Origin of the sequence: Mycolicibacillus trivialis, assembly GCF_002102395.1 — a bacterium.
Lineage (GTDB): Bacteria > Actinomycetota > Actinomycetes > Mycobacteriales > Mycobacteriaceae > Mycobacterium > Mycobacterium triviale.
In genome coordinates this window covers 271,232-295,821 of the sequence record NZ_LQPZ01000008.1, presented here as the reverse complement: position 1 = coordinate 295,821, position 24,590 = coordinate 271,232, and the positions used below count along the sequence as shown (strand labels likewise).

Genomic DNA, 24,590 nt, shown 5'->3' with positions numbered 1-24,590 from the left:
TGTTCGCGGCCAGTACGGTGGCAGACATGACTGCCTTGACCGACACCTACACCGGCCATGTCGAGCCCGGCACCGCCGCGCGCCGCACCCTGCCCGGCGCCACGATCATCAAGGCCTCGGTCGGGCCGATGGACAACAACGCCTACCTGGTGACCTGCACGGCCACCGGCAAGACCCTGCTCATCGACGCGGCCAACGACGCGGACCTGCTCACCGCCGTGGTCGGTGCGCACGCCCCGGACGTGGTGCTGATCGTCACCACCCACCAGCACTTCGACCACTGGCAGGCGCTGGAGGCGGTGGCCGCGGCGACCGGCGCCCCCACCGCCGCGCACCAGATCGACGCCGAGCCGCTGCCGCTGCGCCCGGACCGGTTCCTGGCCGACGGTGACACCATCACCATCGGTGAGCTGGTGTTCGACGTCATCCACCTGCGCGGCCACACGCCCGGATCGGTCGCGCTGGCGCTGAGCGGCGACCCGGTCGGCGGGGTGACCCAGCTGTTCACCGGGGACTGCCTGTTCCCCGGCGGGGTCGGCAAGACCTGGGAGCCGGGCGCCTTCGAGCAGCTGCTCGGCGACGTGCAGACCCACCTGTTCGACGTCTACCCGGACTCCACCGTGGTCTACCCCGGCCACGGCGACGACACCACGCTGGGCGCCGAGCGTCCGCACCTGGCGGAGTGGCGCGAACGCGGCTGGTGACTCAGCTGGTGGTGTGCACGATGAGTACGTCGAGCTTGGCCCGCCGCGCCACGTTGGCGGGCACCGAGCCCAGCAGCCGGCCCGCGATCGTGCTCAGGCCCACGTCACCGACCACCAGCAGGTCGGCTTTGACCTCGGCGGCCAGATCGACCAGCGCGTCCACCGGGGCGCCCTCCACCGAGCGTTGCTCGATGTTGGTGGCGCCGGCGTTGCGGGCCCGGGTCTCGGCTTCCCGCAGGATGTCGTAGACCGGGGCGTTGCCGGAGACCTTGTAGCCCTCCTCGCCGAGCACGTCGGCGGCCCGGGCGTCACCGGATGTCGGGAAGTAGGCGGTCGCCACGATCAGCCGCGACTCCGGGCCGGACGCGAGCATCCCGGCGCGCTCGACCGCACGCAGCGACGAATCGGAGCCGTCGGTGCCGACCACCACGGTCTTGTAACCGCTCATCCATACCCTCCAGTTGTCCAAAGCAGGTCAGAAGCAAGCCACCGCGACATTAGCGCCTCCGGGCGGCCGCGGGGGTGCGATTGGCGACACAGCTACCGCCGTGCCGCCCGGCCCGGCCCCTCCCAGCGGCGCAAATACCGCGACGTGAGGTTGCCGACAGTGATCGCCGCCACGGCGGTCAGCGCGCGGCCCTAGCCGCCCGCACCGACGCCAGTCCGCCGGCCGCCGCCAGCGCGGCGAACATCGCGAACAGCCAGCGCGCCGCCGCGGCGTCGCCGCCCGCATTGTTGACCACCACCCCGGCCAGCCCGGCCCCGAACGCCCCGGCGATCAGCTGCACGGTGTTGATCGCCGCGGCCGCGGTGCTGCCTTCGGCGGGGTCGTCGACGCAGCTCATCGCCCACGCCGACAGGTGCGGCCAGGCCGCGCCGATCCCGGTCCCGGCGACCAGCAGCGCCGCCGCCCACACCGTCACCAGTCGAGCCGGGCCGCCCTCGACCCGGGTGAACGCAGCGACCGCCAGCGCGACGCCCACCACCGGCGGTGCCGCCGCCACCACCGCCGCCACGACCCGGCCGCTGCGCAACGACGCGCTGACCACCTCGCTGACCGTCCACCCGATCGCCAGCGACGCACCCAGGAAGCCGGCGGCCACCGGGGTCAGCTGCCCCAGTCGCTGCCCGAACAGCGGCACGTACATCTCGACCATCACCGCGCTCATCAGCACCGCCATGGTCAGGTACACCCAGCGCAGCGGACCGGTCCCGAACGTGCTCGGCGGCAGCACCGCGGCGGGCAGCCGCCGGTCGACCAGCACGAAGAGCCCGATCAGGGCGGCGCCGGCGACCAGCAGCGCGGCGGTGACCGCGCCGTGGCGCGGGAGTTCGGCCACGCTGATCACCAGGGCCGCCACTCCGAGCAGCAGCAGTGACCACACCGGGATCCGGGCCGGCGCGGCCGCGGTGGCCGCCCGCCCGGCGGGCAGCACCAGCGGGACCAGCACCGCCATCGCCGCGGTCGCGGCCACCATCGTCACGAACGCCCACCGCCACAGCCCGAACTGGGCGAACAGTCCGCCGGCGGCCGGGCCGGCCACGGTCGCGACCCCCCACATCGCCGACACCAACGCCGACGCCCGGGTCCACAGCGTGCGCGGCAGCGCCACGCTGATCAGTGCATAACCCAGCCCGGCCAGCAGGCCGCCGGCCGCGCCCTGCACCGTGCGGCCGGCCAGCAGCACCGGCATGGTCGGCGCCACCGCGCACACCAGGCTGCCCGCGCCGAACACCGCCAGCCCGGACAGGAAGGCCGACCGGGCCCCGAACCGGCGCAGCAGCGCCGACACCGTCGTCGCCGCCGCCACCGACCCGACCAGGTACAGCGTGGTCACCCAGGCGTAGAGCCGGTGCCCGCCGATCTCGGCGATCGTGCTCGGCAGCAGGCTGATCGTGAGGAACTCGTTGGTGGCGCACAGCGCCACCCCGCCGGCCAGCAGAACGGCGGTGCCCAGGTGGCGGGGGCCCAGCAGCGCACGCCAGCTGCCGGTCTTGAGGTCGGTCCGGGTCACTTCAGGCCGGCGGCGTCCATTCCGCGCAGCTCTTTCTTCAGGTCGGCGATCTCGTCGCGGAACCGGGCGGCCAGCTCGAACTGCAGGTCGCGGGCGGCGGTCATCATCTGCTCGGTGAGGTCCTTGATCAGGTCGGCCAGCTCGGCGCGCGGCATGCTGGCGGTGTCGCGGCCCTCGATCACCCCGGCGCTGACCGCCCGGCCCGGCTCGCCCTGCGCCCGCCGCCCCCGGGACGCGTTGCGGCCCGACCCGCCGACCTCGACGGTCTCGGCGGCTTCGGTGTCGTCGGCCTCCCGGTAGACCTGGTCGAGGATGTCGGCGATCTTCTTGCGCAGCGGCTGCGGGTCGATGCCGCGCTCGGTGTTGTAGGCGATCTGCTTGGCCCGGCGCCGCTCGGTCTCGTCGATGGCCTCCCGCATCGAATCGGTGATGGTGTCGGCGTACATGTGCACCTCGCCGGAGACGTTGCGGGCGGCGCGGCCGATGGTCTGGATGAGGCTGCGCGACGACCGCAGGAACCCCTCCTTGTCGGCGTCGAGGATCGCCACCAGCGACACCTCGGGCAGGTCCAGCCCCTCCCGCAGCAGGTTGATGCCGATCAGCACGTCGTACTCGCCGAGCCGCAACTGCCGCAGCAACTCCACCCGGCGCAGCGTGTCGACCTCGGAGTGCAGGTAGCGCACCCGGATGCCCAGTTCGAGCAGGTAGTCGGTGAGGTCCTCGGCCATCTTCTTGGTCAGCGTGGTCACCAGCACCCGCTCGTCGGCGTCCGCGCGCTGCCGGATCTCGCCGATCAGGTCGTCGATCTGCCCGGTGGTCGGTTTGACCACCACCTTCGGGTCGACCAGCCCGGTCGGGCGGATCACCTGCTCGACGAACTCGCCGCCGGTCTGGGCCAGCTCGTAGGGCCCCGGGGTGGCCGACAGGTACACCGTCTGCCCCACCCGTGTGGAGAACTCCTCCCAGGTCAGCGGCCGGTTGTCGCAGGCCGACGGCAGCCGGAAGCCGTGCTCGACGAGGTTGCGCTTGCGTGACATGTCGCCCTCGTACATGCCGCCGATCTGCGGCACCGTCACGTGCGACTCGTCGATGACCAGCAGGAAGTCCTCGGGGAAGTAATCCAGCAGGGTCGCCGGCGGGCTGCCGGGGCCGCGGCCGTCGATGTGCCGCGAGTAGTTCTCGATGCCGGAGCAGAAGCCGACCTGGCGCATCATCTCCAGGTCGTAGCCGGTGCGCATCCGCAGCCGCTGCGCCTCCAGCAGCTGCCCGCGGTTCTCCAGGTCGGCCAGCCGCCCGGCCAGCTCCGCCTCGATCCCGCCGATGGCCTGCGCCATCCGCTCCGGGCCGGCCACGTAGTGGGTGGCCGGGAAGATGCGCAACGCGTCGACCTTGCGGATCACGTCCCCGGTGAGCGGGTGCAGGTAGTAGAGCTCCTCGATCTCGTCGCCGAAGTACTCGATGCGGACCGCGAGCTCCTCGTAGGACGGGATGATCTCGACGGTGTCGCCGCGCACCCGGAAGGTGCCGCGGGTGAACGCCACGTCGTTGCGGGTGTACTGCACGTCGACCAGCAGCCGCAGCAGGGCGTCGCGGGGCACCTCGGTGCCCACCTCCAGGCCCACCGACCGGTCCAGGTAGGACTGCGGGGTGCCCAGACCGTAGATGCACGACACCGACGCGACCACCACCACGTCGCGGCGGGACAGCAGGCTCGAGGTGGCCGAGTGGCGCAGCCGCTCGACGTCGTCGTTGATCGAGCTGTCCTTCTCGATGTAGGTGTCGGTGGCCGCGATGTAGGCCTCCGGCTGGTAGTAGTCGTAGTACGAGACGAAGTACTCGACTGCGTTGTGCGGCAACATCTCCCGCAGTTCGTTGGCCAGCTGGGCGGCGAGGGTCTTGTTCGGTGCCATCACCAGGGTGGGCCGCTGCAGCCGCTCGATCAGCCACGCCGTGGTCGCCGACTTCCCGGTGCCGGTGGCGCCGAGCAGCACCACCTCCTTCTCCCCCGCCCGGACCCGTCGCTCCAGTTCATCGATCGCGGCCGGCTGGTCCCCGGCCGGCTGGTAGGGGCTGACCACCTCGAAGCGGCCACCGGTACGCACCAGGGCGGCGACGTCCTCGGCCGCCGGGCGGTACTCCGAGTGCGCCACCACCGGGTGCTCGGTTGCGAAAGCCATGGCCACCAGGGTAAACGTCGGCGCCGACAGGCCCGGTTTCCCCAGGTCGCCGCGGGCCGCGGGATAGGCTGCCCACATCCACCCGCCGAAACGCGAGACCTTCGACCTGACCGCACACACCAACACCGACCCCAAGGGTGTCGTGCGGGCGGTCGACGTCTACACGCTGCGCCCGTGGGGGCTCTACCTGGCGCGCCCCACCCCCGGCCGCGCCGAGTTCCACTACCTGCAGTCCTGGCTGCTGCCGGAGCTGGGACTGCGGGCCACGGTCTTCCACTTCAACCCCGGCCACCACCGGGACCAGGACTTCTACCTCGACATCGGCGAGTACCTGCCCGGCCCGGCGGTGTGGCGCTCGGTCGACCACTACCTCGACCTGGTGGTGCGCACCGGCCGGGATGTGCGGCTCACCGACGCCGACGAGCTGATGGCCGCCGTGCGGGACGGGCTGCTGGGCCCCGAGGACGCCGACCGGGCGGTGCGCCGCGCCGTCACCGCGGTCGACGGACTGGCGGCCAACGGCTACGACCTGCACCGTTGGCTGTCCGGATGCGGAATGGAGCTGGACTGGCCGGGCTTGTAGGGTCGGCTCTGTGAACGCCACCACCCGTATCGGGCTGGGCTGTGCGGCCGGGCTGCTCGCCGTGGTGACCGCGCCGGCCGCCCTCGCCGACCCGACCGAAACCGAGACGCCGGCCGAGACCGAGTTGCACAACGTCACCTACACCGCCCGCATCGACGGGGTGGCCCCCGGTGGGATGGCCACCTTCCGCACCGCCGACGGGCAGACCAACGAAGCCCCGTTGAGCGCGCTGCCGGGCCGGGAGTTCGAGGCGCAGACCGTGCTGGCCGACCCGGCCGACGCCGCGCTGCAGGTCCGGTTGCAGTGGCCGTACTCGGCGAACGTGTTCTGCCAGATCACCGTCGACGACGTGGTCGCGGTGCAGCGCACCGAGTTCGTCACCACCCAAGCCGGCGCCGACGACCCGGACGCCGGGACGCTGTCCTGCGGCGCCGCGCCCCAGCAGCCCGACGCTCAGCAGTCCCAGCCGGACCCGTCGGCCCAGGACCACGCCCGCCGGTAGGTCTGCGGGTCGCCGTCGAGGTCCGCCCCGTCCCGCTCGTCGGGGACGGCGGTCAGCCAGTCCACCGCCAGCAGCGCGAACTGCTGGTTGGGCCAGCCGTCCACCCGCAGATGCACCCGGGCGGGCCGTCCCGGGTCGGCCGAAGCGTGTAACCGCTTGCGCCACAGCGCACTGTCCTTGCCGGTGTCGCCGGCCCGGTCGAGCGCGGCGACCGTGCTGCGCGCGCCGGGCAGAGCCGGGTCGCTGTCCACCTCCGCCACCGCCGGATAGCCGGCGGCCAGCAGGGCGCCGGCGAGTTCGTCGGCCACGTCCAGCGACCGCACCGTCACCTGCACGTCGATGACGTCGGGAGCGGCGCGGCCGACGGCGGTCGGACCGACGTGATCGATCCGCACGGCGTGGTGGCCGCACGCGGTGTTCAGCCGGGCCACGATCCGGTTCGCCTGGTCGGCCCAGGTCGGGTCGGCGGCGACCGGCGTGTCCGGCTCCGGCGGCGTCGTGCCCGCGGCCAGGTGGTGCGCGAACGGCAGGATCCGGTCGTGCCACAGTCCGCGGGCCCGTTCGGCCAGCTCCCGCGGCGTGCCGGAGTTGTCCAGCCACACGTCGGCGACCGCGCGCCGCTGCTCGTCGTCGGCCTGTGCGGCGATCCGGGCCCGGGCGTCCTGCTCGGACATCTCCCGGTGTTCGGCCAGCCGGGCCACCCTGGTCTCGACGTCGGTGTGCACCACGATCACCAGCGGGAACAGCGGCGCCATGCCGGATTCCACCAGCAGCGGGATGTCCTCGATGATCACCGCGTCGGCGTCGGCGGCCTCGATCAGCTCGGCCCGCCGCCGGGCGACCAGCGGGTGGACGATCTGGTTGAGCCGGGCCCGTTTGGCGTCGTCGGCGAACGCGACCTTCGCCAGCGCGGGCCGGTTCAGGGCGCCGCCGGGCAGCAGGATCTGCTCCCCGAACTCCTCGACGAGTGCCGCCAGGCCCTCGGTGCCCGGCTCGACCACCTCGCGGGCCAGGACGTCACCGTCGACGATGATGCCGCCGCAGTCCCGGAAGGTGTTCGACACCGTGGATTTCCCGGCGCCGATGCCGCCGGTCAGGCCGATGCGCAACATGCCGGGCTAGGCGTTGCCGGCCAGCTTCTCCCGCAGCGCAGCGAGTTGCTCGTCGCTGGCCAGCGACCCGCCCGCCGACTCACCGCTGGAGGCGGAGGCGTGGTGCTCGGTGTCGAGGTGCTCGGCGTTGGCGAACTTCTCCATCTGCTCGGCGTGCATCTTGTGGCGACGCTCGGCCTCGGCGTAGCGGGCCTCCCACTCGGCGCGCTGGGTGTCGAAGCCTTCCATCCACTCGTTGGTCTCCGGGTCGAAGCCCTCCGGGAAGATGTAGTTGCCCTGCTCGTCGTAGCTGTCGGCCATGCCGTACTTCGAGGGGTCGAACTCCTCGGTGTAGTCCTCGTTGGCCTGCTTGAGGCTCAGCGAGATCCGGCGCCGGTCCAGGTCGATGTCGATGACCTTCACCATGGCGTCGTCGCCGACCGAGACCACCTGGTCGGGCACCTCGACGTGCTGCTCGGAGAGCTCGGAGATGTGCACCAGGCCCTCGATGCCCTCCTCGACGCGGACGAACGCGCCGAACGGCACCAGCTTGGTGACCTTGCCGGGCACGATCTGGCCGATCGCGTGGGTGCGGGCGAAGTGCCGCCACGGGTCTTCCTGGGTGGCCTTGAGCGACAACGAGACCCGCTCGCGGTCCATGTCCACGTCGAGCACCTCGACGGTGACCTCGTCGCCGACGGTCACGACCTCCGACGGGTGGTCGATGTGCTTCCAGGACAGCTCGGAGACGTGCACCAAGCCGTCCACCCCGCCCAGGTCGACGAACGCGCCGAAGTTGACGATCGAGGACACCACACCCTTGCGGATGGCGCCCTTCTGCAGGTGGTTGAGGAACTCGCTGCGCACCTCGGACTGGGTCTGCTCCAGCCAGGCGCGGCGCGAGAGCACCACGTTGTTGCGGTTCTTGTCCAGCTCGATGATCTTGGCCTCGAGCTCCCGGCCGATGTAGGGCTGCAGGTCGCGCACCCGGCGCATCTCCACCAGCGAGGCGGGCAGGAAGCCGCGCAGGCCGATGTCGAGGATCAGGCCGCCCTTGACCACCTCGATGACGGTGCCCTTGACGGCCTCGTCCTTCTCCTTGAGCTCCTCGATCGTGCCCCAGGCGCGCTCGTACTGGGCGCGCTTCTTGGACAGGATCAGCCGGCCTTCCTTGTCCTCCTTGGTGAGGACCAAGGCTTCGACCTCGTCGCCGACGGACACCACCTCGTGGGGGTCGACGTCGTGCTTGATCGACAGTTCGCGGGACGGGATGACACCTTCGGTCTTGTAACCGATGTCGAGCAGGACTTCGTCGCGGTCAACCTTGACGATGGTCCCTTCCACGATGTCGCCATCGTTGAAGTACTTGATCGTTTTGTCGATGGCGGCAAGAAAATCCTCGGCCGAGCCGATGTCGTTGACGGCTACTTGCGGCGAGGTGACGGAGGGACTTGGCATGTGTTGGGTTGCTCCGGACAGGTCGAATCGTAGGGACGGGTGGGTGATGCAGCCCGCGAACCAGCGCACACGGGCATCTGTTGAGGCTACTTGACCGGCGGGACGCCGGACAAACCGGCCGTCAGTGCGCCGCGGCGTCCCAGCTGCGGCCGTAGCCCACCGACACCTCCAGCGGTACGTCGAGCGGGTAGGCGCCGCCCATCTGCTCGCGTACCAGCGCCTCCACCTGCTCGCGTTCGCCGTCGGCGACCTCGAACACCAACTCGTCGTGCACCTGCAGCAGCATCCGCGACGACAGCCCGGCCTCGGCGAGTGCGGCGTCGACGTTGATCATCGCCACCTTGATGATGTCGGCCGCGCTGCCCTGGATCGGGGCGTTGAGCGCGGCCCGCTCGGCGGCCTCCCGGACCTGCCGGTTGGAGCTGTCCAGCTCGGGCAGGTAGCGGCGCCGACCCAGCACGGTGGAGGTGAAGCCGTCCTTGCGGGCCTGCTCGACGACGGCGTACAGGTAGTCGCGCACCCCGCCGAACCGGGTGAAGTAGCTCTCCATCTGGGCCCTGGCGTCCTCGGTGGAGATCTTGAGCTGCTGGGACAGCCCGTAGGCGCTCAGCCCGTAGGCCAACCCGTAGGACATCGCCTTGACCCGCCGGCGCAGGTCGGCGGTGACGTCGTCGGGGTCCACGTCGAAGGCCCGGGCGGCCACGAAGGTGTGCAGGTCCTCCCCGGAGTTGAACGCCTCGATCAGCCCGGCGTCGCCGGACAGGTGCGCCATGATCCGCATCTCGATCTGGCTGTAGTCGGCGGTCATCAGCTCGGCGTAGCCGTCCCCGACCACGAACGCGTCCCGGATGGTGCGGCCGTGCTCGGTGCGGATCGGGATGTTCTGCAGGTTGGGTTCGGTCGACGACAGCCGGCCGGTCGCGGCGATCGTCTGGTTGAACGTGGTGTGGATGCGGCCGTCGGCGGCGACCGCCTTGAGCAGCCCGTCGACGGTGACCTTCAGCTTGGTGACGTCGCGGTGGCGCAGCAGGTGCTCGAGGAACGGGTGGCCGGTCTTCTCGAACAGCGACGCCAGCGCGTCGGCGTCGGTGGTGTAGCCGGTCTTGGTGCGTTTGGTCTTGGGCATCTCCAACTCGTCGAAGAGCACCACCTGCAGCTGCTTGGGCGAGCCCAAGTTGATCTGCTTGCCGATCACCGCGTAGGCGGCCTCGGCGGCGTCGCGGATCTGGTCGCCGAACCGGCTCTGCAGCGCGCTGAGCTGCTCGGTGTCCACGGCGATGCCGACGGTCTCCATCCCGGCGAGCACCCGCTGGACCGGCAGCTCCATGTCGGCGAGCAGGTCGGCCACCTCGATGCGGGCCAGTTCGGCGTCCAGCGCGTCGGCGAGGTCGGTGACCGCCCGGGCCCGCAGGATCAGGGTCTGCACCGCCTGCTGGTCGGCGCCGTCGGGGTCGTCGAGCAACGAGAGCTGCTGGTCCTCGGCGGTCTCGGCGCGCAGTTCGCGCTGCAGGTAGCGCACCGACAGGTCGTCGAGGGTGAAGCTGCGCTGGCCGGGCCGCACCAGATAGGCGGCGAGCGCGGTGTCGCAGGCCACCCCGGCCAGCGTCCAGCCCCGCCCGGCCAGGTTGTGCATGGCCAGCTTGGCCTCGTGCAGCGCCTTGGGTTTGGCCGGGTCGGCGAGCCAGCCCGCCAGCGCGGCCTCGTCGTCCGGGGTGAGCGTGGCGGTGTCCAGGTAGGCGCCCTCCCCGTCGGCGGTGGCGACCGCCAGCGCGGTGGCGTCCCCGTCGTAGGTGCGGTCGGTGCCGACCACCGCCAGCCCGCAGCGCCGGCCGTCGCCGGCGTGTTCGGCAAGCCAACCGGCCACGTCGCCGGCCGCCAGCGCCTGCCCGCGGACCTCGAAGCCCTCATCGACTTCGGGGGCCGGGGTGGCCAGCGTCTCGAACAGCCGGTCGCGCAGCACCCGGAACTCCAGGTCGTCGAAGAGTCGGTGGATCTGGTCGCGGTCCCAGGGGCGCAGTTCCAGGGTGTCGGGGGTGTGCGCCAGCGGCACGTCGCGCACCAGGTCGGTCAGTTCGCGGTTGAGCACCACCGTGGACAGGTTGGCGCGCAGCGCGTCGCCGACCTTGCCGCGCACCTCGTCGGCGTGGTCGACCAGGCTTTGCAGTGAGCCGTACTGGGCGATCCACTTCGACGCGGTCTTCTCCCCCACCCCCGGGATGCCGGGCAGGTTGTCGCTGGGGTCGCCGCGCAGCGCCGCGTAGTCGGGGTACTGGGTCGGGGTCAGGCCGTACTTGTCGACGACGGCGTCGGGGGTGAAGCGGGTCAGTTCGCTGACACCCTTGCGCGGGTAGAGCACCGTGATGTCGTCGTTGACCAGTTGCAGCGCGTCGCGGTCGCCGGTGACCACCAGCACCCGGTAGCCCTCCCGCTCGGCGTGGGTGGCCAGGGTGGCGATCAGGTCGTCGGCTTCGTAGCCGGCCTCGGCGAGCACGGTGATGCCCAGTGCCCCGAGCACCTCCTTGGTGATGTCGATCTGGCCGCGGAACTCGTCGGGGGTGCTCGACCGGTTGGCCTTGTACTCCGGGTAGCGCTCGGAGCGGAACGTCTGGCGCGACACGTCGAACGCGGCCGCCAGGTGGCTCGGGTTCTCGTCGCGCAGCAGGTTGATCAACATCGCGGTGAAGCCGTACACCGCGTTGGTGGTCAGTCCGCCGTGGGTTTTGAAGTTCTCCGCCGGCAGCGCGTAGAAGGCCCGGTAGGCAAGCGAATTACCGTCGAGCAGCATCAGGGTCGGTTTGTCTGACACGGGACTCACCGTCCTTACTCTAGGCATAGCCACCGACACCGCGGCAGAACTGGAACGCGTTTCAATTCCGGACGCCTTGTCGGTACGCTGAGCGGGTGTCAGCAGCAGCCACGCAACCAGCGATCGACGGGTGGTTCGCCACCGATGACTCCGGCGCCGCCCATCTGATCGGCGCCAAGTGCCCGCAGTGCGGAACCTATGTCTTCCCGCCCCGTGCCAACAACTGCCCGAACCCGGCCTGCACCAGCGACGTGCTGGAACCGGTCGAGCTGTCCCGGCGCGGCACGGTGTGGAGCTACACCGAGAACCGCTACCCCCCGCCGGCCCCGTACCCGGCGCCGGACCCGTTCGAGCCGTTCGCGATCGCTGCGGTCGAACTGGCCGCCGAGGGCCTGATCGTGCTTGCGAAGGTGGCCGAGGGCACGCTGGCCGCGGACCTGAAGGTCGGGATGGAACTGGAGCTCGCCCTGGAACCGCTCTACACCGACGACGACGGTGTGCAGCGGCTGACCTATGTCTGGAAGAAGGTGACCGCATGAGCCCCGAACCGCTCTACATCCTGGGTGCCGGGATGCACCCGTGGGGCAAGTGGGGCCGCGACTTCACCGAGTACGGCGTAGTCGCCGCGCGCGCCGCGTTGGCCGAAGCCGACCTGGACTCCCGGCAGATCCAGTTCATCGCCGGCGCCGACACCATCCGCAACGGCTACCCGGGCTTCATCGCCGGGTCCACGTTCGCCCAGAAGCTGGGCTGGAACGGGGTGCCGGTGTCGTCGTCCTATGCCGCCTGCGCCTCCGGTTCGCAGGCCCTGCAGAGCGCCCGCGCCCAGATCCTGGCCGGCTTCTGTGACGTGGCGCTGGTGATCGGCGCCGACACCACCCCCAAGGGTGCCTTCGCTCCGGTCGGCGGGGAACGCAAGAACGACCCGGACTGGCAGCGGTTCCACCTGATCGGCGCGATGAACCCGGTGTACTTCGCGCTGCTGGCGCGCCGCCGGATGGACCTCTACGGCGCCACCGTCGAGGACTTCGCGCAGGTCAAGGTCAAGAACTCGCGGCACGGTCTGCACAACCCGTACGCGCGCTACCGCAAGGAGTCCGCGGTCGACGACGTGCTGGCCAGCCCGGTGGTCGCCGACCCGCTGCATCAGCTCGACATCTGCGCCACCTCGGACGGCGCGGCGGCCCTGATCGTGGCCAGCGCGGAGTTCGCGAAAAAGCACCTGGGGTCGTTGGAGGGTGTGCCGTCGGTGCGTGCGGTGTCCACCGTCACCCCGCGCTACCCGCAGCACCTGCCCGAGTTGCCGGACATCGCAACGGATTCCACCGCCGTGGTGCCCGGTCCGGAGCGGGTGTTCAAAGACCAGATCCTCGACGCCGCGTACGCCGAGGCGGGGATCGGCCCGGAGGACGTCAGCCTGGCCGAGGTCTACGACTTGTCGACCGCGCTGGAGATCGACTGGTACGAGCACCTGGGGCTGTGCGCGAAGGGTGAGGGTGAGCAGCTGCTGCGCAGCGGCGCGACCGCGCTGGGCGGCAAGGTGCCGGTGAACCCGTCCGGCGGGCTGGCCTGCTTCGGCGAGGCCATCCCGGCCCAGGCGATCGCGCAGGTCTGCGAGCTCAACTGGCAGCTGCGCGGGCAGGCCGAGGGCCGTCAGGTGGAGGGCGCCACCGTCGGCGTCACCGCCAACCAGGGCCTGTTCGGGCACGGCTCGTCGGTGATCGTCGCGCGCTGAGCCGCGCCGCCCGGCCTCAAGGTCCCAGCCTCTGCCGCGAGAATGAAACTACGCAGACAAAAGTCGAGAGCAGCCCTGCATGGCTTCAATCTCGCGGCGGGAGCGGCGGGAGCGGCGGGAGCGGCCCGGACGGGCGGCGGGTCGGGGGCGCGGTGAGCGAGATCGTCGTGGTGCGGGTCAAGCCCGGCAGCCGAAAGGGTCCGCTGGTGGAAACCGGCGCCGACGGCGGGCTCACCGTGTACGTGCGGGAGCCGGCGGTCGACGGCAAGGCCAACCGTGCCGTACAGACTCTGCTCGCAACGCATTTCGGGGTGCCGCGCAGTCATGTGGAGCTGGTGTCCGGCCCCACCGCCCGGCTGAAACGGTTCCGGATCACCCCGCGGACCGGTCGCTGAGCGACTCCACCACCACCTCGGCGACCCGCTTCATGGTGGTGCGCTGGTCCATCGCCGCCCGCTGGATCCAGGAAAAGGCCTCCGGCTCGCTCATCTGATGGGCGGCCTGTAGCAGCCCCTTGGCCCGCTCGACGAGTTTGCGGGTCTCCAGCCGCTCCGAGAGCGACGCCACGTCCCGCTCCAGGGCGGCGATCTCGCTGAACCGGCTCACCGCCAGCTCGATGGCCGGGATCAAGTCGGTGGCGGTGAACGGTTTGACCAGGTAGGCCATCGCGCCGGCGTCGCGCGCCCGCTCGACCAGGTCGCGCTGGCTGAACGCGGTGAGCATGACGATCGGGGCGATGCGGTTGCGGGCGATCTCCGAGGCGGCGTCGATCCCGTCCCGCCGCGGCATCTTGATGTCCATGATCACCAGGTCGGGCCGGAGCTTCTCGGCCAGCTCCACCGCGACCTGGCCGTCGCCGGCCTCGCCGACGACGTCGTAGCCCTCTTCGCGCAGCATCTCGGTCAGGTCCAGCCGGATCAGCGGTTCGTCCTCGGCGATCAGGACCCGGTGCGGAGCCGGGTGCGCAGACGGCTGGGGTGGGGTGGGCTCACTCATCCCCTCATTGTCTCGCGACGGTGCCGCCCGCCGGAAGCGCACCCGCATGTGATGTTCGACCGTCCGTGCCGATCCACTATTCTGGGATGCTGCGGCGAACCCGCGACGACGGCCCTCGTATCCCAACTGGCAGAGGAAACGGATTCAAAACCCGTACAGTGTGAGTTCGAATCTCACCGAGGGCACCACAAACCGCAGGTCAATCCGGGTCGATCAAGGTCCGCAGCGCGGGACCGATCACCCGCAGGATCTCGTCGGTGTCGATGTCGCTCAGGTCGGGCATGCGCAGCAGGTAGCGCTGGCTGGCCACCCCCATCAGCATCGCGCCGAGCAGCGCGGCCCGGAGCCGCGCGTCGGGGGCGTCGATCAGCCCGGCCAGCGCGGTGGTGACCTCCTCGGTGATGTGTGAGCGCAGCCGGTCGGCGGCGTCCTCGCTGGTCATGCTGGCGCGCAGCAGCACCGTCATCGGCGAGTTCGGGTCGGCCGCCCACGCCGCGAACATGCCGCGGGCCAGCTTCTCCGTGGTCTCCTCCGCGCTGTCGGACAGCACCTCGTCGAGCGGGATGGTCCAGTGCACCGCTTCGCGGAACAACTCCTGTTTGCTGCCGAAATACTGGATGACCGAGGACTTGTCCACGTCGGCCGCCTCCGCGATCCCGCGGATCGTGGCACGCTCGTAGCCGACATCGGCGAAGACGCCGCGTGCCGCCGCGAGGATGCGGCGACGGGTCCGCTGGCCCTTGCTCTCGCCGGCCTCACCGGATGTCACGGCCCTCCTGTCGGGTTGTTCGGACGCGCCCTGATCATACGAATACCAGGAAATATAGACAATCGTTGAGATACGTGGATAATCGGTGCTGGTGTTGCCCGCCCGAGGCAGGAGAGCCCATGGCCGAACCTCAGCAACCGCGCTTCTCCGGTAAACGGATCCTGGTGACCGGCGGCGGTCGCGGCATCGGCGCGGCGATCGCCCGCCGCCTGACCGCCGAGACCACCGACCCGATGCGGGTGCTCCCGTTGATGTATCAGCTGCCGATGATGGCCGGAAAGGGCCGGCTGCAGAACCCGGAGAACCATCGCTACCCCGACATCCCGCGGCAATCCCTCACCGCGGTGCTGAAGCAACAGGAAGGCTGAAACCATGGAGAAGGACCGGGTCCTGGCGTTCAACGAACGCAACATCGCCGAATTCCGGAGTCGCGGCGGGAAACTCGGCAGCCCGTTCGAGGGCGCGCCGGTGCTGCTGCTGACCACCACCGGCGCCAAGTCCGGCCGGCAGCGCACCAGCCCGATGATGTACCTGCCGGACGGCGACCGCATCATCGTCTTCGCCTCCAACGAGGGCAAGGACACCCACCCGTCCTGGTATCACAACCTGCGGGCCCACCCGTCCGCGGTCGTGGAGGTAGGCACCGAGACCTACCCGGTCGATGCCACCGAGATCACCGGTGCCGAGCACGACCGGCTCTACGCCATTCAAGCCGAACGCTATCCGGGCTTCGCCGCCTACCGGGAGCGGACCGACCGGGTCATCCCGGTCATCGCGCTGACCCGCGCCGAAGGTTAGGGCTACCGGGGTGGCCGAAGCGCCCGCATCACCAACCGCATGACCGGCTCGGGAACCCGATCCTGGGCCGCCAGAGCCGCCTCCGCGACCCGGCCGCGCAACGGCGCGCCCCGGCCGAACAGCCGGTTCAGCGGACCACCGCTGGGCTCGATCTCCACATGCAGCGGCGGCGTGCCTTCGGCAGCACCCAGTGCCTGCGAGACGACGATCCGCTGGATCTCGCTGGTGCCCTCGAAGATGGTGTACAGCTTGGCATCCCGGTACCACTTCTCCACCGGATGATCGGTGATGTAGCCCCAGCCGCCGAGGGTCTGGATCGCTCGCTCGGTGGCCCGCACGGCGACTTCGCTGGCCGCCATCTTCGACATCGACCCCTCCCCGCGGGTGAACGCGATGCCGTTGGCCGCCATCCAGGAGGCGCGCCACGTCAACAGCCTTGCCGCGTCGATCTGGGTGGCCAACTCCGCGAGCGGGAACGCGATACCCTGGTTGTCGATGATCGGCCCGCCGAAAGCCTCACGGCTGGTGGCGTATTCGGTGGCATACTCCAGCGCCGCACGCGCGATGCCGATCGCCTGGGCGGCGACCATCGGCCGGGTCTGCTCGAAGGTGCCCAGCGTCGCCGAACCGGACCGCTTGCCCAACGCCAGCCGCTCCCGGGCCCGCGCCAGTTTGTGGTCGAGCTTGTCCTGACCGCCGAGCAGGTTCTCCGCAGGCACCCGAACCCGATCGAACCGCAGCTCGGCGGTGTGCGAGGCGCGACAGCCCAGCTTGTCCAGCTTGCGGACCAGCTCCAGGCCGGGTGTGCCGCCCGGGACGACGAACAGCGCCTGCCCGCGGTGGCCCAGTTCCTCGTCGACGACGGCGTTGACGACGTGCACATCGGCGATGCCGCCGTTCCCGATCCACATCTTGTGGCCGTCGATCACCCAGTCCTCGCCGTCGCGCCGCGCCGTGGTGCGCAGATTGCGCACATCGCTGCCGCCCTCGGGCTCGGAGATGGCCAGCGCGGCAAGCTTGAGATCGCCGGGGGTGCCGAAGCATTCCGGCGCCCACCGCAGCATCTGTTCAGGTGTGGCCGCCTGACCGATGGCGGACAGCGCCAGCGCCGGCATCACGATCGCCAGGCCGATTCCCGCACAGCCCCAGAACAGTTCCTCCATGAACATCGGCAACGAGACCCCACTGGAGTCCCCGATCAGGTCCCGATAGAACAGCGGACTGTAGAACCCGCGCTCGGCCGCCTCCTCCAGAACCGGCCACGGAAACTCTTGGCGCTGGTCGTATTCCAGCGCCACTGGACGGATCACCGACTCGGACAACTCGTGGGTGCGCCGGGCCAGGTCGTGCTGCGCTGCGGTCGGCGTGAGGTCGAAGGCCATGAGCACGGGTTACCGTTATCGACCATGACCAAACGTGGTGCGATCCGGGCCATGGCCACCGCCGAGCGCCTGGAGTTCGCCGCGCTGCTGGAGAGCCTCTCCCCCGCCCAGTGGGCGGGGACAGCCTGTGCGCGGGCTGGACGGTGCGCGACGTGGCCGCTCACACCCTGGCCTACCTCGATCAGAGCCTCCCACGCCTGACCGTCGCGATGCTGCGGGCCCGCGGCGACGTCGACGGGCTCAACCGCACGGCGCTCGAGGCCGGTGCCCGCCTGGCGCCGGCGGAGTTGGCCACCCGGATGCGACACGGCAGCCGCCCGGCGGGTGCAGGCGCCCTCTACGGCGGTCGGGTGGCGCTCATCGAATGCCTCGTCCACCAGCAGGACATCCGCCGGCCACTGGGGCTGCGGCGGCAGATCCCCGAGCCGCGGTTGGTCGCGGCGATGAACTATGCGCGCGCCAGCCCGGTGATCGGCGCGGCCCGGCGCACCCGGGGCGTGCGGCTGATCGCCACCGACATCGACTGGTCGGCGGGCTCCGGTGAGCCGGTGCACGGGCGTGCCGAGGCGCTGCTGCTGGCGATGACCGGCCGGGTCAGCGCCGTCGCCCCCGAACTGGCCGGTGCAGGCGTTACGCTGCTGCCGTGGTGAGCAGGTGAAAGCTCGCGGCCGCCGGTCACGCGGTCGCGATGCATCGCCGCGTTCAGTGCTCCTCGGCCGCGGGGCAACGCTCCGTCGAACGCGCTTCCCAGCAACTACGGGTGCTGATCCTCACGGCGCGCATCGGTGCGGTCATCACCGGCGGCTTCGGTGTCCTGCAGCTGCTCGTGGGAGCCACCCAGTCCTGGACCGGGCTGATCAACGTGGGCAGTGCGGCCGTTTTCCTCATCACACCCAAACTCGCCCGGTTCGGGAAACTGGTTGCGCCCCTGGCGTTCGTCGCCGCCGCTTACCTCTCGCTCTCCCTGCTCATCTGGGCTGTGGGCACCGGCTCGGGACTGCAGTTCTATTTCCTGGCGGCGGCGGCCATCGCGGTGCTGATCCTCGGTGTCGAGCATGTGGTGCTCGCCGCGGTGGTGGCTGCCGTGGGAGCCGGTCTGGTGATCGGGCTGGAGTTCCTGGTTCCCGAGGACGCGGGCATCCAGCCGCATTGGCTGACGACCGTCGGGTTCATCACGACGGTGATCTCGGTGGCCTTCATCAGTGTCGCGGCGGTCTGGGTTGCGCTACGGGAGATGGCCCGCGCGGAGGCGGCGTTGGAGGCCGAATTCCAACGATCCGAGGCGCTGCTGACCAACATCCTGCCGGTCGAGGTCGCCGACCGGCTCAAACAGCCCGACCACGACGTCATCGCCGACCGCTACGATGACGCCTCGGTGCTCTTCGCCGATATCGTCGGCTTCACCGCATTCACCGCTGGCACCAGCCCCGACGGGTTGGTCCGGTATCTGGACCGGCTCTACACCGCCTTCGATGAGTTGGTGGACAAATACGGCCTGGAGAAGATCAAGACCACCGGCGACTCCTACATGGTGGTCAGCGGCGTGCCCGAGCCGCGGGCCGACCACCTGGCGGCTCTGGCCGACTTCGCACTGGACATGGCCGAGGCCGTGACACGCACCGACACCCCGTCCGGGCGCCCGCTGCGTATCCGGATCGGGCTTGCCGACGGGCCCGTCGTCGCCGGCGTGATCGGCTCCCGCCGCTTCTTCTACAACGTGTGGGGCGACGCGGTGAACGTGGCGGCCCGGATGGAGTCCACCGGCGCCGCCGGGCGGATCCAGGTGCCGCACAACGTCTACGACCGGTTGCGCGACGAGTTCATCTTCGAGCCGCGCGGTGAGGTCGAGGTCAAGGGCAAGGGCCCGATGCGGACCTGGTACCTACAGGGCCGGTCAGCTCCGGATGCGGTCCTGGCGGGTCAGGCTGCGGGCGTAACCGGCGCCCATCCCCAGCAGGACCAGCCCGGCGACCAGGAACACCGCGACCCGGAACATGCCGTCGAGGGTGCCGAGGTCGAACAGGAACAGCTTGGCCATGGCCGTGCCGGTCAGCGCTAATCCCGCCCCGACCGCGGTGTCGCGGGCCTGACGGTCGGGCGCCCGCAGCGCGTAACCGAACAGGCCCGCCGCGATCGCGACCCAGCACAGGGTGGCGGCCACGTGCCCGCCTAGGAACCCGCCGCCGGTGCCGAACGCGAGCACGCCCGCGGTGACGGTGAACACGGTGACGGCGTAGATGGCCAGCGCCCCGGCGCAGACCCCCGCGGCGCGCGCACCGTCGCCGGCCGGCCGGGCGGCCCACCGGAACGCCCAGCCCAACGCCGCTGTCCACCCGATCAGCAGCACGCTGGAGACCAGCACCGAGACCGCCTCGGCGACCGGCAGGCGGGTCGGGACGGTGACCACCGACGGCGGCGCCAGGGCCAGCAGCCCCAGCGTCCCGGCGACCCCGAATCCGGCAGCCGCCCACCGCGCCGACACGTCCCGGTGACCGCCGAGCGCCACCACCACACCGAGCCCGAGCAGGACCGGCACCGCGACCGGGCCGTCGAACCCGACGGTGACCGCGATCAGGGCGGCCACCGCCGACAGCGCGGCGAAGACCTGCCGGGCCACCGCGGGCAACTGCGCGCCGAGCAACACCACCGCGAGCATCGCTGCAGCCAGCCCCGCCGCCATCAGCGCGGCCGCCACCGGCCCGACCGCGACCCCGGCCGCCAGCACCGGCACGGTGCCCGCCACGCTCAGCGCCGCCAGCACAGCGGGCTTGGCGGAACCGGGCAGCAGCACCAGCCCGCTGCCGATCGCCAGCACCGCGGCGAGGCCGCAGCACGCCGCGAGCGGCCAGGTGGCCGGGCCGGCACCGGAGCCGGCGAGCAACGCGAACAGCAGCGGCACGGTGGCCGCCGCGATCCGGGCGGCGTGCATGCCGACCCAGTCCCGGTCCAGCTGCACCGGCAGCACCGCGGCGGACAGGGTCAGCATGAACCCGACCAGCAACAGGTCGATCCCGTCGGTGAGGACCGGGGCCAGGCCGATCAGCGGCACCACGACCAGCAGCGCGAGTTGCTCGGAGTCCCACCGCCGGGCCAGCACCAGGCCACCGGCGGCGACCACGGCGGCCAACACCAGCCCGACGGCCGCGGGCGCCCACTCGTAGACGGCGGTCACCGCCAGCACATCCAGATAGCCGGCCGCGATACCGGTGGCGGCCAGGGCGATCGCGCCGATGCGTCCGCCGGGGCGGGACTGCCACCAGATCGCCGCGCCCACCAGAGCGGAAGCCAACGCCGCGCCACCGAGCACCCGGATCTCCGGGCGCAGCAGCCCGGCCTGGGCGGCCAGCACCAGCAGCAGCACGACACCAATCAGGGTGACGGCCACCCCGGCGACGGCCAGCAGTTTGCCGATCCAGCTCGAATCCCGTGGCGCGCGAGGCCGCGGCGCCGGTGGGACCGGCGGGGCCGGGAGTGCCGGCGCCGTAGGGGCCGGGGATGCCGCCGGCGGAGCAGGCGTCGGTGCCGCGACGGACGGTTCCGGCCCCTGTTCGAGTTCGGCGAGCTGCCCCCGGATCTGCGACAACCGATAGGTCATCACGTCGAGTTCGGCGACGACTCCGGCGAGCACACGGCGAGACGATGCGGTCATGGGCATCACTCTGGCACGCCCGACGGCACCCGATTCTAGGTAAATCTACCCGGCTCGATCAGCGATCCAGGCCGTGCTCGATCGCGTAGCGGGTCAATTCGACGCGGTTGGCCACCTGCAGTTTCCGGAACGTCGCCTGCACATGGTTTTCCACGGTGCGGTGGCTGAGCGTGAGCTTCGCGGCGATCTGTTTGGCGGACAGGCCCTTCGCGACGTACCGCAGTACCTCGGTCTCACGCTCGGTCAGCCGGGGGCCGGCCGGATCACCATCGGGGCGCCGCGCGATGCGCCGGTACTCCCCCAGGACCAGCCCGGCAAGGCTCGGCGTGAACACCGCCCGGCCCGCCGCCGTCGCCCGAACCGCCTCCGCCAGTTCGGCTCTCGAAGCGCTCTTGACCAGATAGCCACTGGCGCCGGCCTTGACCGCCTCCAATACGTCGTCGCGTTCGTCGGAGGCCGACAACACCAGGATCCGCGAGGACGGCGACACCGCCAGCACCTCGGCGCTGGCCTGCGCACCGTCACCGTCGGTCAGCCGCATGTCCATCAGCACCACGTCGGGTTTGACGACCCCGGCACGCCGTTTCGCCGACGCCACCCCGTCGGCGGTGGCCACCACCGAGAAGCCCTCGTCGGCCAGATCGCGGGCCACCGCGTCCCGCCAGATCGGGTGGTCGTCGACGACCATCACGGTCGGGGTCTCCGGTGCACTCATCTCGGCTCCTCGTCGCGCGGCACGGTCAGTTCCCACTCGGTGCCCTCGCCGGCCCCGGTGTGCAGCTCAGCGGTGCCGCCCAGGGCGGCCAGTCGGCCCACGATGGACTTCGACACCCCCACCCGGCCCTGGGCGACCGCTTCCGCCAGGCGTCCGGGGGCGATCCCGACACCGTCGTCGCGAACGCTGACCGCGACCTCCTCGCCGAGGTCCTCGGCCAGCACGAACGCCCGCGCGCCCGGCCCGGCGTGCAGACCCACATTGTCCAGGGCGTTGCCGACCGCGGCGTCCAATTCGGCGGCCACCCGCGCGGGCAACGGCACCGCGGTGCCCGGCACGCTCACCACCACCCGGTCGCTCTCCCGCCGGGCCAGCAGGCCGCGCAGGTCGACGGTGCCGCCGTGGTCGACGCCGGTGTCGCTGGCCGTGACCAGCCGCCGCAACGCCCGCTCCTGCTCGCTGGCCAGAGCGGCCAGATCGGCGGTGGGCCCGCCGATCTCACGACCGCGTTTGGCCACCAGGGCCAGCACCTGGATCACCCCGTCGTGCACGTGCCGGGACAGCCGCTCCCGTTCCTCGAGTGCGGCCGACAACCTCGCGGCCCGCTGCAACTCGGTGTGGGCGCGCCGGGCGGTCTGGGCGGCCATCCCCACCGCGAGGCCGACCGACAACTCGATCACGATGGTGGCGTTGCGGCCCAGGTTGACGTCGACGCCACCCTTGAGCGCCGCCCCGGCCGCGATCACCGCCACCCCGGTGACCATGCCGGCCACCGGCCCCCGCAGGATCGCCGCGGAGATCGTCGCGTTGGTGGCCCACAGCGTGGTCGGCCAGGACTGGTTGTCCAGCAGCCACTGCGGGCCCGCCACCAGCGCGGTGGACAGCACCAGCGCGACCGCCACCGCGATCTCGGCGAGCACCCAGCCGAGCCGGCGGGCGAATCCCTGCAGGTAGCCGGCGGCCAACAGCGCACTCCAGCCCACCAGCACCGCGAACAGCAGCCACGCCAGCGTCGGCCGGGTCAGGTCGTGGTTTACCGCGATCTGGAAGCCCAGTGCATAGCCGCAGCTGAGCAGCCGGAACACCTGAGCCGCCCGCCACAGTGGTGCGGCCGGATCCGGTGCCGACGCCGTTGCCACTGCGCAAGCATAGGTTTCCGCGCCCGCCGGGGATGGTTTAGTAGACGGCTATGAAGCAGATTGTCGCCGTGCTCGGGTCGTTGGCCGGGCTGGCCACCACCGTGAATGGATACCGCCCGTGGAGCAGACGTGGGTATGTCTCCCTGTTCGCGTTCGCCTACGGCGTGTTCGCCACCGAGTTACCGCGGACGCTGATCGCCGGGCATGCGACGCTGCTGGCGGCGGTGTCGGCGTGGCTGTCGCCGCGAGTACGACGATTCGCCTGGCTGGTGTCGGTGCTGTCCTGGCTGGGTCTGCTGGGGCTGGACCGGATCGGCCGGCGCGCCGACGAACCGCTGACCGCGGCGCTGGACGCCGAACTGGGCACCGATCGGCGCACCTCGGGGGCCGACGTCTGGACCCGGCCGGCTTCCGCCCCGGCGTTGGGCAAAGCCCCCAATGCGTGGCGCATGCTGCAGATCTACCGTCAGTACGCCCGTGACGCCGACATCCCCTACAGCGAGTTCGGCATCCGCAACCAGCTCGACATCTGGCGGCGGCCCGATCTCGACCCCGCCGGCCGGGCCCCGGTGCTGCTGCAGGTACACGGCGGCGCGTGGATGGTGGGCAGCAAGCGGGGGCAGGCGCACCCGCTGATGAGCCACCTGGTCGAGCGGGGCTGGGTCTGCGTGTCGATCAACTACCGGCTCAGTCCGCGCTCGACCTGGCCGGATCACATCATCGACGTCAAGCGCGCGATCGCCTGGACCAAGGAGCACATCGCCGAGTACGGCGGCGACCCGCAGTGGATGGCGATCACCGGCGGTTCGGCCGGCGGTCACCTCTCGGCGCTGGCAGCGGTGACCCCCAACCTGCCCGAGTTCCAGCCCGGGTTCGAAGACGCCGACACCCGGGTTCAGGCCGCGGTGCCGTTCTACGGCGTCTACGACATGGGCCGCACCGACAGCGCCATGCACCCACTGCTGGTGCCCGCCCTGCAGTCCTACGTGTTCAAGCAGAGCCGCAGGCAGTTCCCCGACGTGTACCGCTCGAGTTCGCCGATCAGCTATGTCTCCGAGGACGCGCCGCCATTCTTCCTACTGCACGGCACCAACGACACCCTGGTCCCGGTGCAACAGGGCCGCGACTTCGCCGCCCGGCTGCGGGAGGTGAGCCGCAACCCGGTGGTCTATGCGGAATTGCCGTTCGCCCAGCACGCATTCGAGATCTTCTCCTCGCCGCGGGCGACGCACACCGCGGTAGCCGTCGAGCAGTTCCTCGCCGAGGTGTACGCCCCGCTGGGTGTCGCACGCGAATCCACCTCCGCGGCAGCGGGTTAGCGCAACCGGGACAGGAACGCCCGGGTGCGGTCGTGCGCCGGGTGGTCCAATACGTCGGCAGGCGGGCCGGATTCCACGATCACCCCGTCGGCCATGAACGCCACGGTGTCGGCGACCTCACGGGCGAAGGCCATCTCGTGGGTCACCACCACCATGGTCATGCCGTCCTCGGCCAGGTTTCTCATGACCGCGAGCACCTCCCCGACCAGTTCGGGGTCGAGCGCCGATGTCGGCTCGTCGAACAGCATCAGGGTGGGCTCCATCGCCAACGCCCGCGCGATCGCGACCCGCTGCTGCTGCCCACCGGACAGCTGCGCAGGATAGGCGTCGGCCTTCTGCGCCAGTCCGACCCGGTCCAGCAACTCTCGGCCGCGTTCGCGGGCCAGCGCGGGCCGGACCCGATTGACGTGGATCGGCGCCTCGACGACGTTCTCCAGCGCGGTGCGGTGCGGGAACAGGTTGAACTGCTGGAACACCATCCCGATCCCGCGCCGTTGCCGCGCGACCTCGCGCGGCCGCAGTTCGTAGAGCCTGCCGTGCGCCTGCCGGTAGCCGATCAGCTCACCGTCGACATACAGCCGGCCTGCGCCGATCGACTCCAGATGGTTGATGCACCGTAGGAACGTCGACTTGCCCGACCCGGACGGCCCGACCAGGCACAGCACCTCGCCGCGTTGCACCTCCAGCGACACCCCGCGCAGCACCGCCGCGCCGCCGTACTCCTTGCGAACCTGCTCGGCACGCACCATCGG

At 70.9% G+C, this 24,590-nt stretch carries 23 protein-coding genes, 1 tRNA gene and 1 pseudogene; 12 read left to right on the top strand and 13 right to left on the bottom strand.

The annotated features are described in order from the left end of the window. Positions 1-26 precede the first annotated feature (26 nt). Positions 27-704, top strand: coding sequence for an MBL fold metallo-hydrolase (locus AWC30_RS02930; RefSeq protein WP_085108525.1), 678 nt, complete (start codon positions 27-29; stop codon positions 702-704). Between the two features lies 1 nt (position 705). On the opposite strand, the gene AWC30_RS02925 is transcribed toward AWC30_RS02930, so the two are convergent. The 3 genes from AWC30_RS02925 to uvrB all read right to left on the bottom strand — a co-directional run bounded on the left by AWC30_RS02925 (position 706) and on the right by uvrB (position 4,896). Continuing rightward, a complete protein-coding gene (locus AWC30_RS02925) occupies positions 706-1,152 on the bottom strand; it encodes a universal stress protein (protein WP_085108523.1) in 447 nt (148 codons plus the stop codon). 178 nt (positions 1,153-1,330) lie between these two features. Beyond that, positions 1,331-2,719, bottom strand: a complete 1,389-nt coding sequence (locus AWC30_RS02920; RefSeq protein ID WP_085108521.1) for an MFS transporter — start codon at positions 2,717-2,719, stop codon at positions 1,331-1,333. After that, on the bottom strand, positions 2,716-4,896 hold the full coding sequence (gene uvrB, locus AWC30_RS02915) for an excinuclease ABC subunit UvrB (RefSeq protein WP_085108665.1): 2,181 nt from the start codon (positions 4,894-4,896) through the stop codon (positions 2,716-2,718). The genes AWC30_RS02920 and uvrB overlap by 4 nt, the downstream gene beginning before the upstream one ends. Before the next feature lie 76 nt (positions 4,897-4,972). On the opposite strand from uvrB, the gene AWC30_RS02910 reads away from it, so the two are divergent. Both AWC30_RS02910 and AWC30_RS02905 read left to right on the top strand, forming a co-directional pair. Continuing rightward, positions 4,973-5,479, top strand: a complete 507-nt coding sequence (locus tag AWC30_RS02910) for a ribonuclease FAU-1 family protein (RefSeq protein ID WP_085108519.1) — start codon at positions 4,973-4,975, stop codon at positions 5,477-5,479. A gap of 10 nt (positions 5,480-5,489) precedes the next feature. Next, on the top strand, positions 5,490-5,981 hold the full coding sequence (locus AWC30_RS02905) for a hypothetical protein (RefSeq protein WP_109561893.1): 492 nt from the start codon (positions 5,490-5,492) through the stop codon (positions 5,979-5,981). Here the strand turns inward: AWC30_RS02905 and coaE are convergent. The 3 genes from coaE to polA all read right to left on the bottom strand — a co-directional run bounded on the left by coaE (position 5,933) and on the right by polA (position 11,363). Continuing rightward, positions 5,933-7,093: a dephospho-CoA kinase gene (gene coaE / locus AWC30_RS02900; protein ID WP_085108517.1), complete on the bottom strand. Its 1,161-nt coding sequence runs from the start codon at positions 7,091-7,093 to the stop codon at positions 5,933-5,935. The genes AWC30_RS02905 and coaE overlap by 49 nt on opposite strands. Positions 7,094-7,099: 6 nt before the next feature. Then, on the bottom strand, positions 7,100-8,530 hold the full coding sequence (rpsA, locus tag AWC30_RS02895) for a 30S ribosomal protein S1 (protein ID WP_085108515.1): 1,431 nt from the start codon (positions 8,528-8,530) through the stop codon (positions 7,100-7,102). A 121-nt stretch (positions 8,531-8,651) separates the two neighbouring features. After that, on the bottom strand, positions 8,652-11,363 hold the full coding sequence (polA, locus tag AWC30_RS02890; RefSeq protein WP_085108514.1) for a DNA polymerase I: 2,712 nt from the start codon (positions 11,361-11,363) through the stop codon (positions 8,652-8,654). A gap of 68 nt (positions 11,364-11,431) precedes the next feature. Between polA and AWC30_RS02885 the strand changes: the two genes are divergently transcribed. The 3 genes from AWC30_RS02885 to AWC30_RS02875 all read left to right on the top strand — a co-directional run bounded on the left by AWC30_RS02885 (position 11,432) and on the right by AWC30_RS02875 (position 13,466). Next, positions 11,432-11,875, top strand: coding sequence for a Zn-ribbon domain-containing OB-fold protein (locus AWC30_RS02885; protein ID WP_085108512.1), 444 nt, complete (start codon positions 11,432-11,434; stop codon positions 11,873-11,875). After that, complete coding sequence (locus tag AWC30_RS02880; protein ID WP_085108510.1) at positions 11,872-13,071, top strand: lipid-transfer protein; 1,200 nt, start codon at positions 11,872-11,874, stop codon at positions 13,069-13,071. The genes AWC30_RS02885 and AWC30_RS02880 overlap by 4 nt, the downstream gene beginning before the upstream one ends. 152 nt (positions 13,072-13,223) lie before the next feature. Beyond that, positions 13,224-13,466: a DUF167 domain-containing protein gene (locus AWC30_RS02875; RefSeq protein WP_085108508.1), complete on the top strand. Its 243-nt coding sequence runs from the start codon at positions 13,224-13,226 to the stop codon at positions 13,464-13,466. Here the strand turns inward: AWC30_RS02875 and AWC30_RS02870 are convergent. Continuing rightward, positions 13,444-14,067, bottom strand: a complete 624-nt coding sequence (locus AWC30_RS02870; protein WP_085108507.1) for a two-component system response regulator PdtaR — start codon at positions 14,065-14,067, stop codon at positions 13,444-13,446. The genes AWC30_RS02875 and AWC30_RS02870 overlap by 23 nt on opposite strands. A 111-nt stretch (positions 14,068-14,178) precedes the next feature. Between AWC30_RS02870 and AWC30_RS02865 the strand changes: the two genes are divergently transcribed. Beyond that, positions 14,179-14,255: transfer RNA gene (locus AWC30_RS02865), tRNA-Leu, on the top strand. Positions 14,256-14,266: 11 nt separating this feature from the next. Here AWC30_RS02865 and AWC30_RS02860 read toward each other — a convergent pair. Then, a complete protein-coding gene (locus AWC30_RS02860) occupies positions 14,267-14,836 on the bottom strand; it encodes a TetR/AcrR family transcriptional regulator (protein ID WP_109561892.1) in 570 nt (189 codons plus the stop codon). A 119-nt stretch (positions 14,837-14,955) separates the two neighbouring features. Here AWC30_RS02860 and AWC30_RS17975 point away from each other — a divergent pair, with 119 nt between their 5' ends. Both AWC30_RS17975 and AWC30_RS02850 read left to right on the top strand, forming a co-directional pair. Next, positions 14,956-15,204: a hypothetical protein gene (locus AWC30_RS17975; protein WP_085108503.1), complete on the top strand. Its 249-nt coding sequence runs from the start codon at positions 14,956-14,958 to the stop codon at positions 15,202-15,204. A 4-nt stretch (positions 15,205-15,208) separates the two neighbouring features. Then, entirely contained in the window at positions 15,209-15,634 is a 426-nt protein-coding gene (locus AWC30_RS02850; RefSeq protein ID WP_085108501.1) for a nitroreductase family deazaflavin-dependent oxidoreductase, read from the top strand. Between the two features lie 2 nt (positions 15,635-15,636). Here the strand turns inward: AWC30_RS02850 and AWC30_RS02845 are convergent, their stop codons facing one another. Continuing rightward, entirely contained in the window at positions 15,637-17,016 is a 1,380-nt protein-coding gene (locus AWC30_RS02845; protein ID WP_085108499.1) for an acyl-CoA dehydrogenase family protein, read from the bottom strand. A gap of 152 nt (positions 17,017-17,168) precedes the next feature. Here AWC30_RS02845 and AWC30_RS02840 point away from each other — a divergent pair, with 152 nt between their 5' ends. Beyond that, complete coding sequence (locus tag AWC30_RS02840; RefSeq protein WP_207568385.1) at positions 17,169-17,666, top strand: maleylpyruvate isomerase mycothiol-dependent enzyme family protein; 498 nt, start codon at positions 17,169-17,171, stop codon at positions 17,664-17,666. A 38-nt stretch (positions 17,667-17,704) separates the two neighbouring features. Further along, positions 17,705-18,895 (top strand): annotated as a pseudogene (locus tag AWC30_RS18230) (adenylate/guanylate cyclase domain-containing protein); the annotation flags it as partial. Positions 18,896-18,910: 15 nt separating this feature from the next. Here the strand turns inward: AWC30_RS18230 and AWC30_RS02830 are convergent. The 3 genes from AWC30_RS02830 to macS are packed head-to-tail and all read right to left on the bottom strand — an operon-like array spanning position 18,911 to position 22,519. Beyond that, on the bottom strand, positions 18,911-20,665 hold the full coding sequence (locus AWC30_RS02830) for a DUF2339 domain-containing protein (protein ID WP_085108497.1): 1,755 nt from the start codon (positions 20,663-20,665) through the stop codon (positions 18,911-18,913). A 58-nt stretch (positions 20,666-20,723) separates the two neighbouring features. Next, on the bottom strand, positions 20,724-21,380 hold the full coding sequence (locus AWC30_RS02825) for a response regulator (protein ID WP_085108495.1): 657 nt from the start codon (positions 21,378-21,380) through the stop codon (positions 20,724-20,726). Further along, positions 21,377-22,519: a MacS family sensor histidine kinase gene (macS, locus tag AWC30_RS02820; RefSeq protein WP_085108493.1), complete on the bottom strand. Its 1,143-nt coding sequence runs from the start codon at positions 22,517-22,519 to the stop codon at positions 21,377-21,379. The genes AWC30_RS02825 and macS overlap by 4 nt, the downstream gene beginning before the upstream one ends. Before the next feature lie 50 nt (positions 22,520-22,569). Between macS and AWC30_RS02815 the strand changes: the two genes are divergently transcribed. Further along, positions 22,570-23,838, top strand: coding sequence for an alpha/beta hydrolase (locus tag AWC30_RS02815; protein ID WP_085108491.1), 1,269 nt, complete (start codon positions 22,570-22,572; stop codon positions 23,836-23,838). Here the strand turns inward: AWC30_RS02815 and AWC30_RS02810 are convergent. Further along, positions 23,835-24,587, bottom strand: a complete 753-nt coding sequence (locus AWC30_RS02810) for an amino acid ABC transporter ATP-binding protein (RefSeq protein ID WP_085108489.1) — start codon at positions 24,585-24,587, stop codon at positions 23,835-23,837. The genes AWC30_RS02815 and AWC30_RS02810 overlap by 4 nt on opposite strands. Positions 24,588-24,590: the final 3 nt, after the last annotated feature.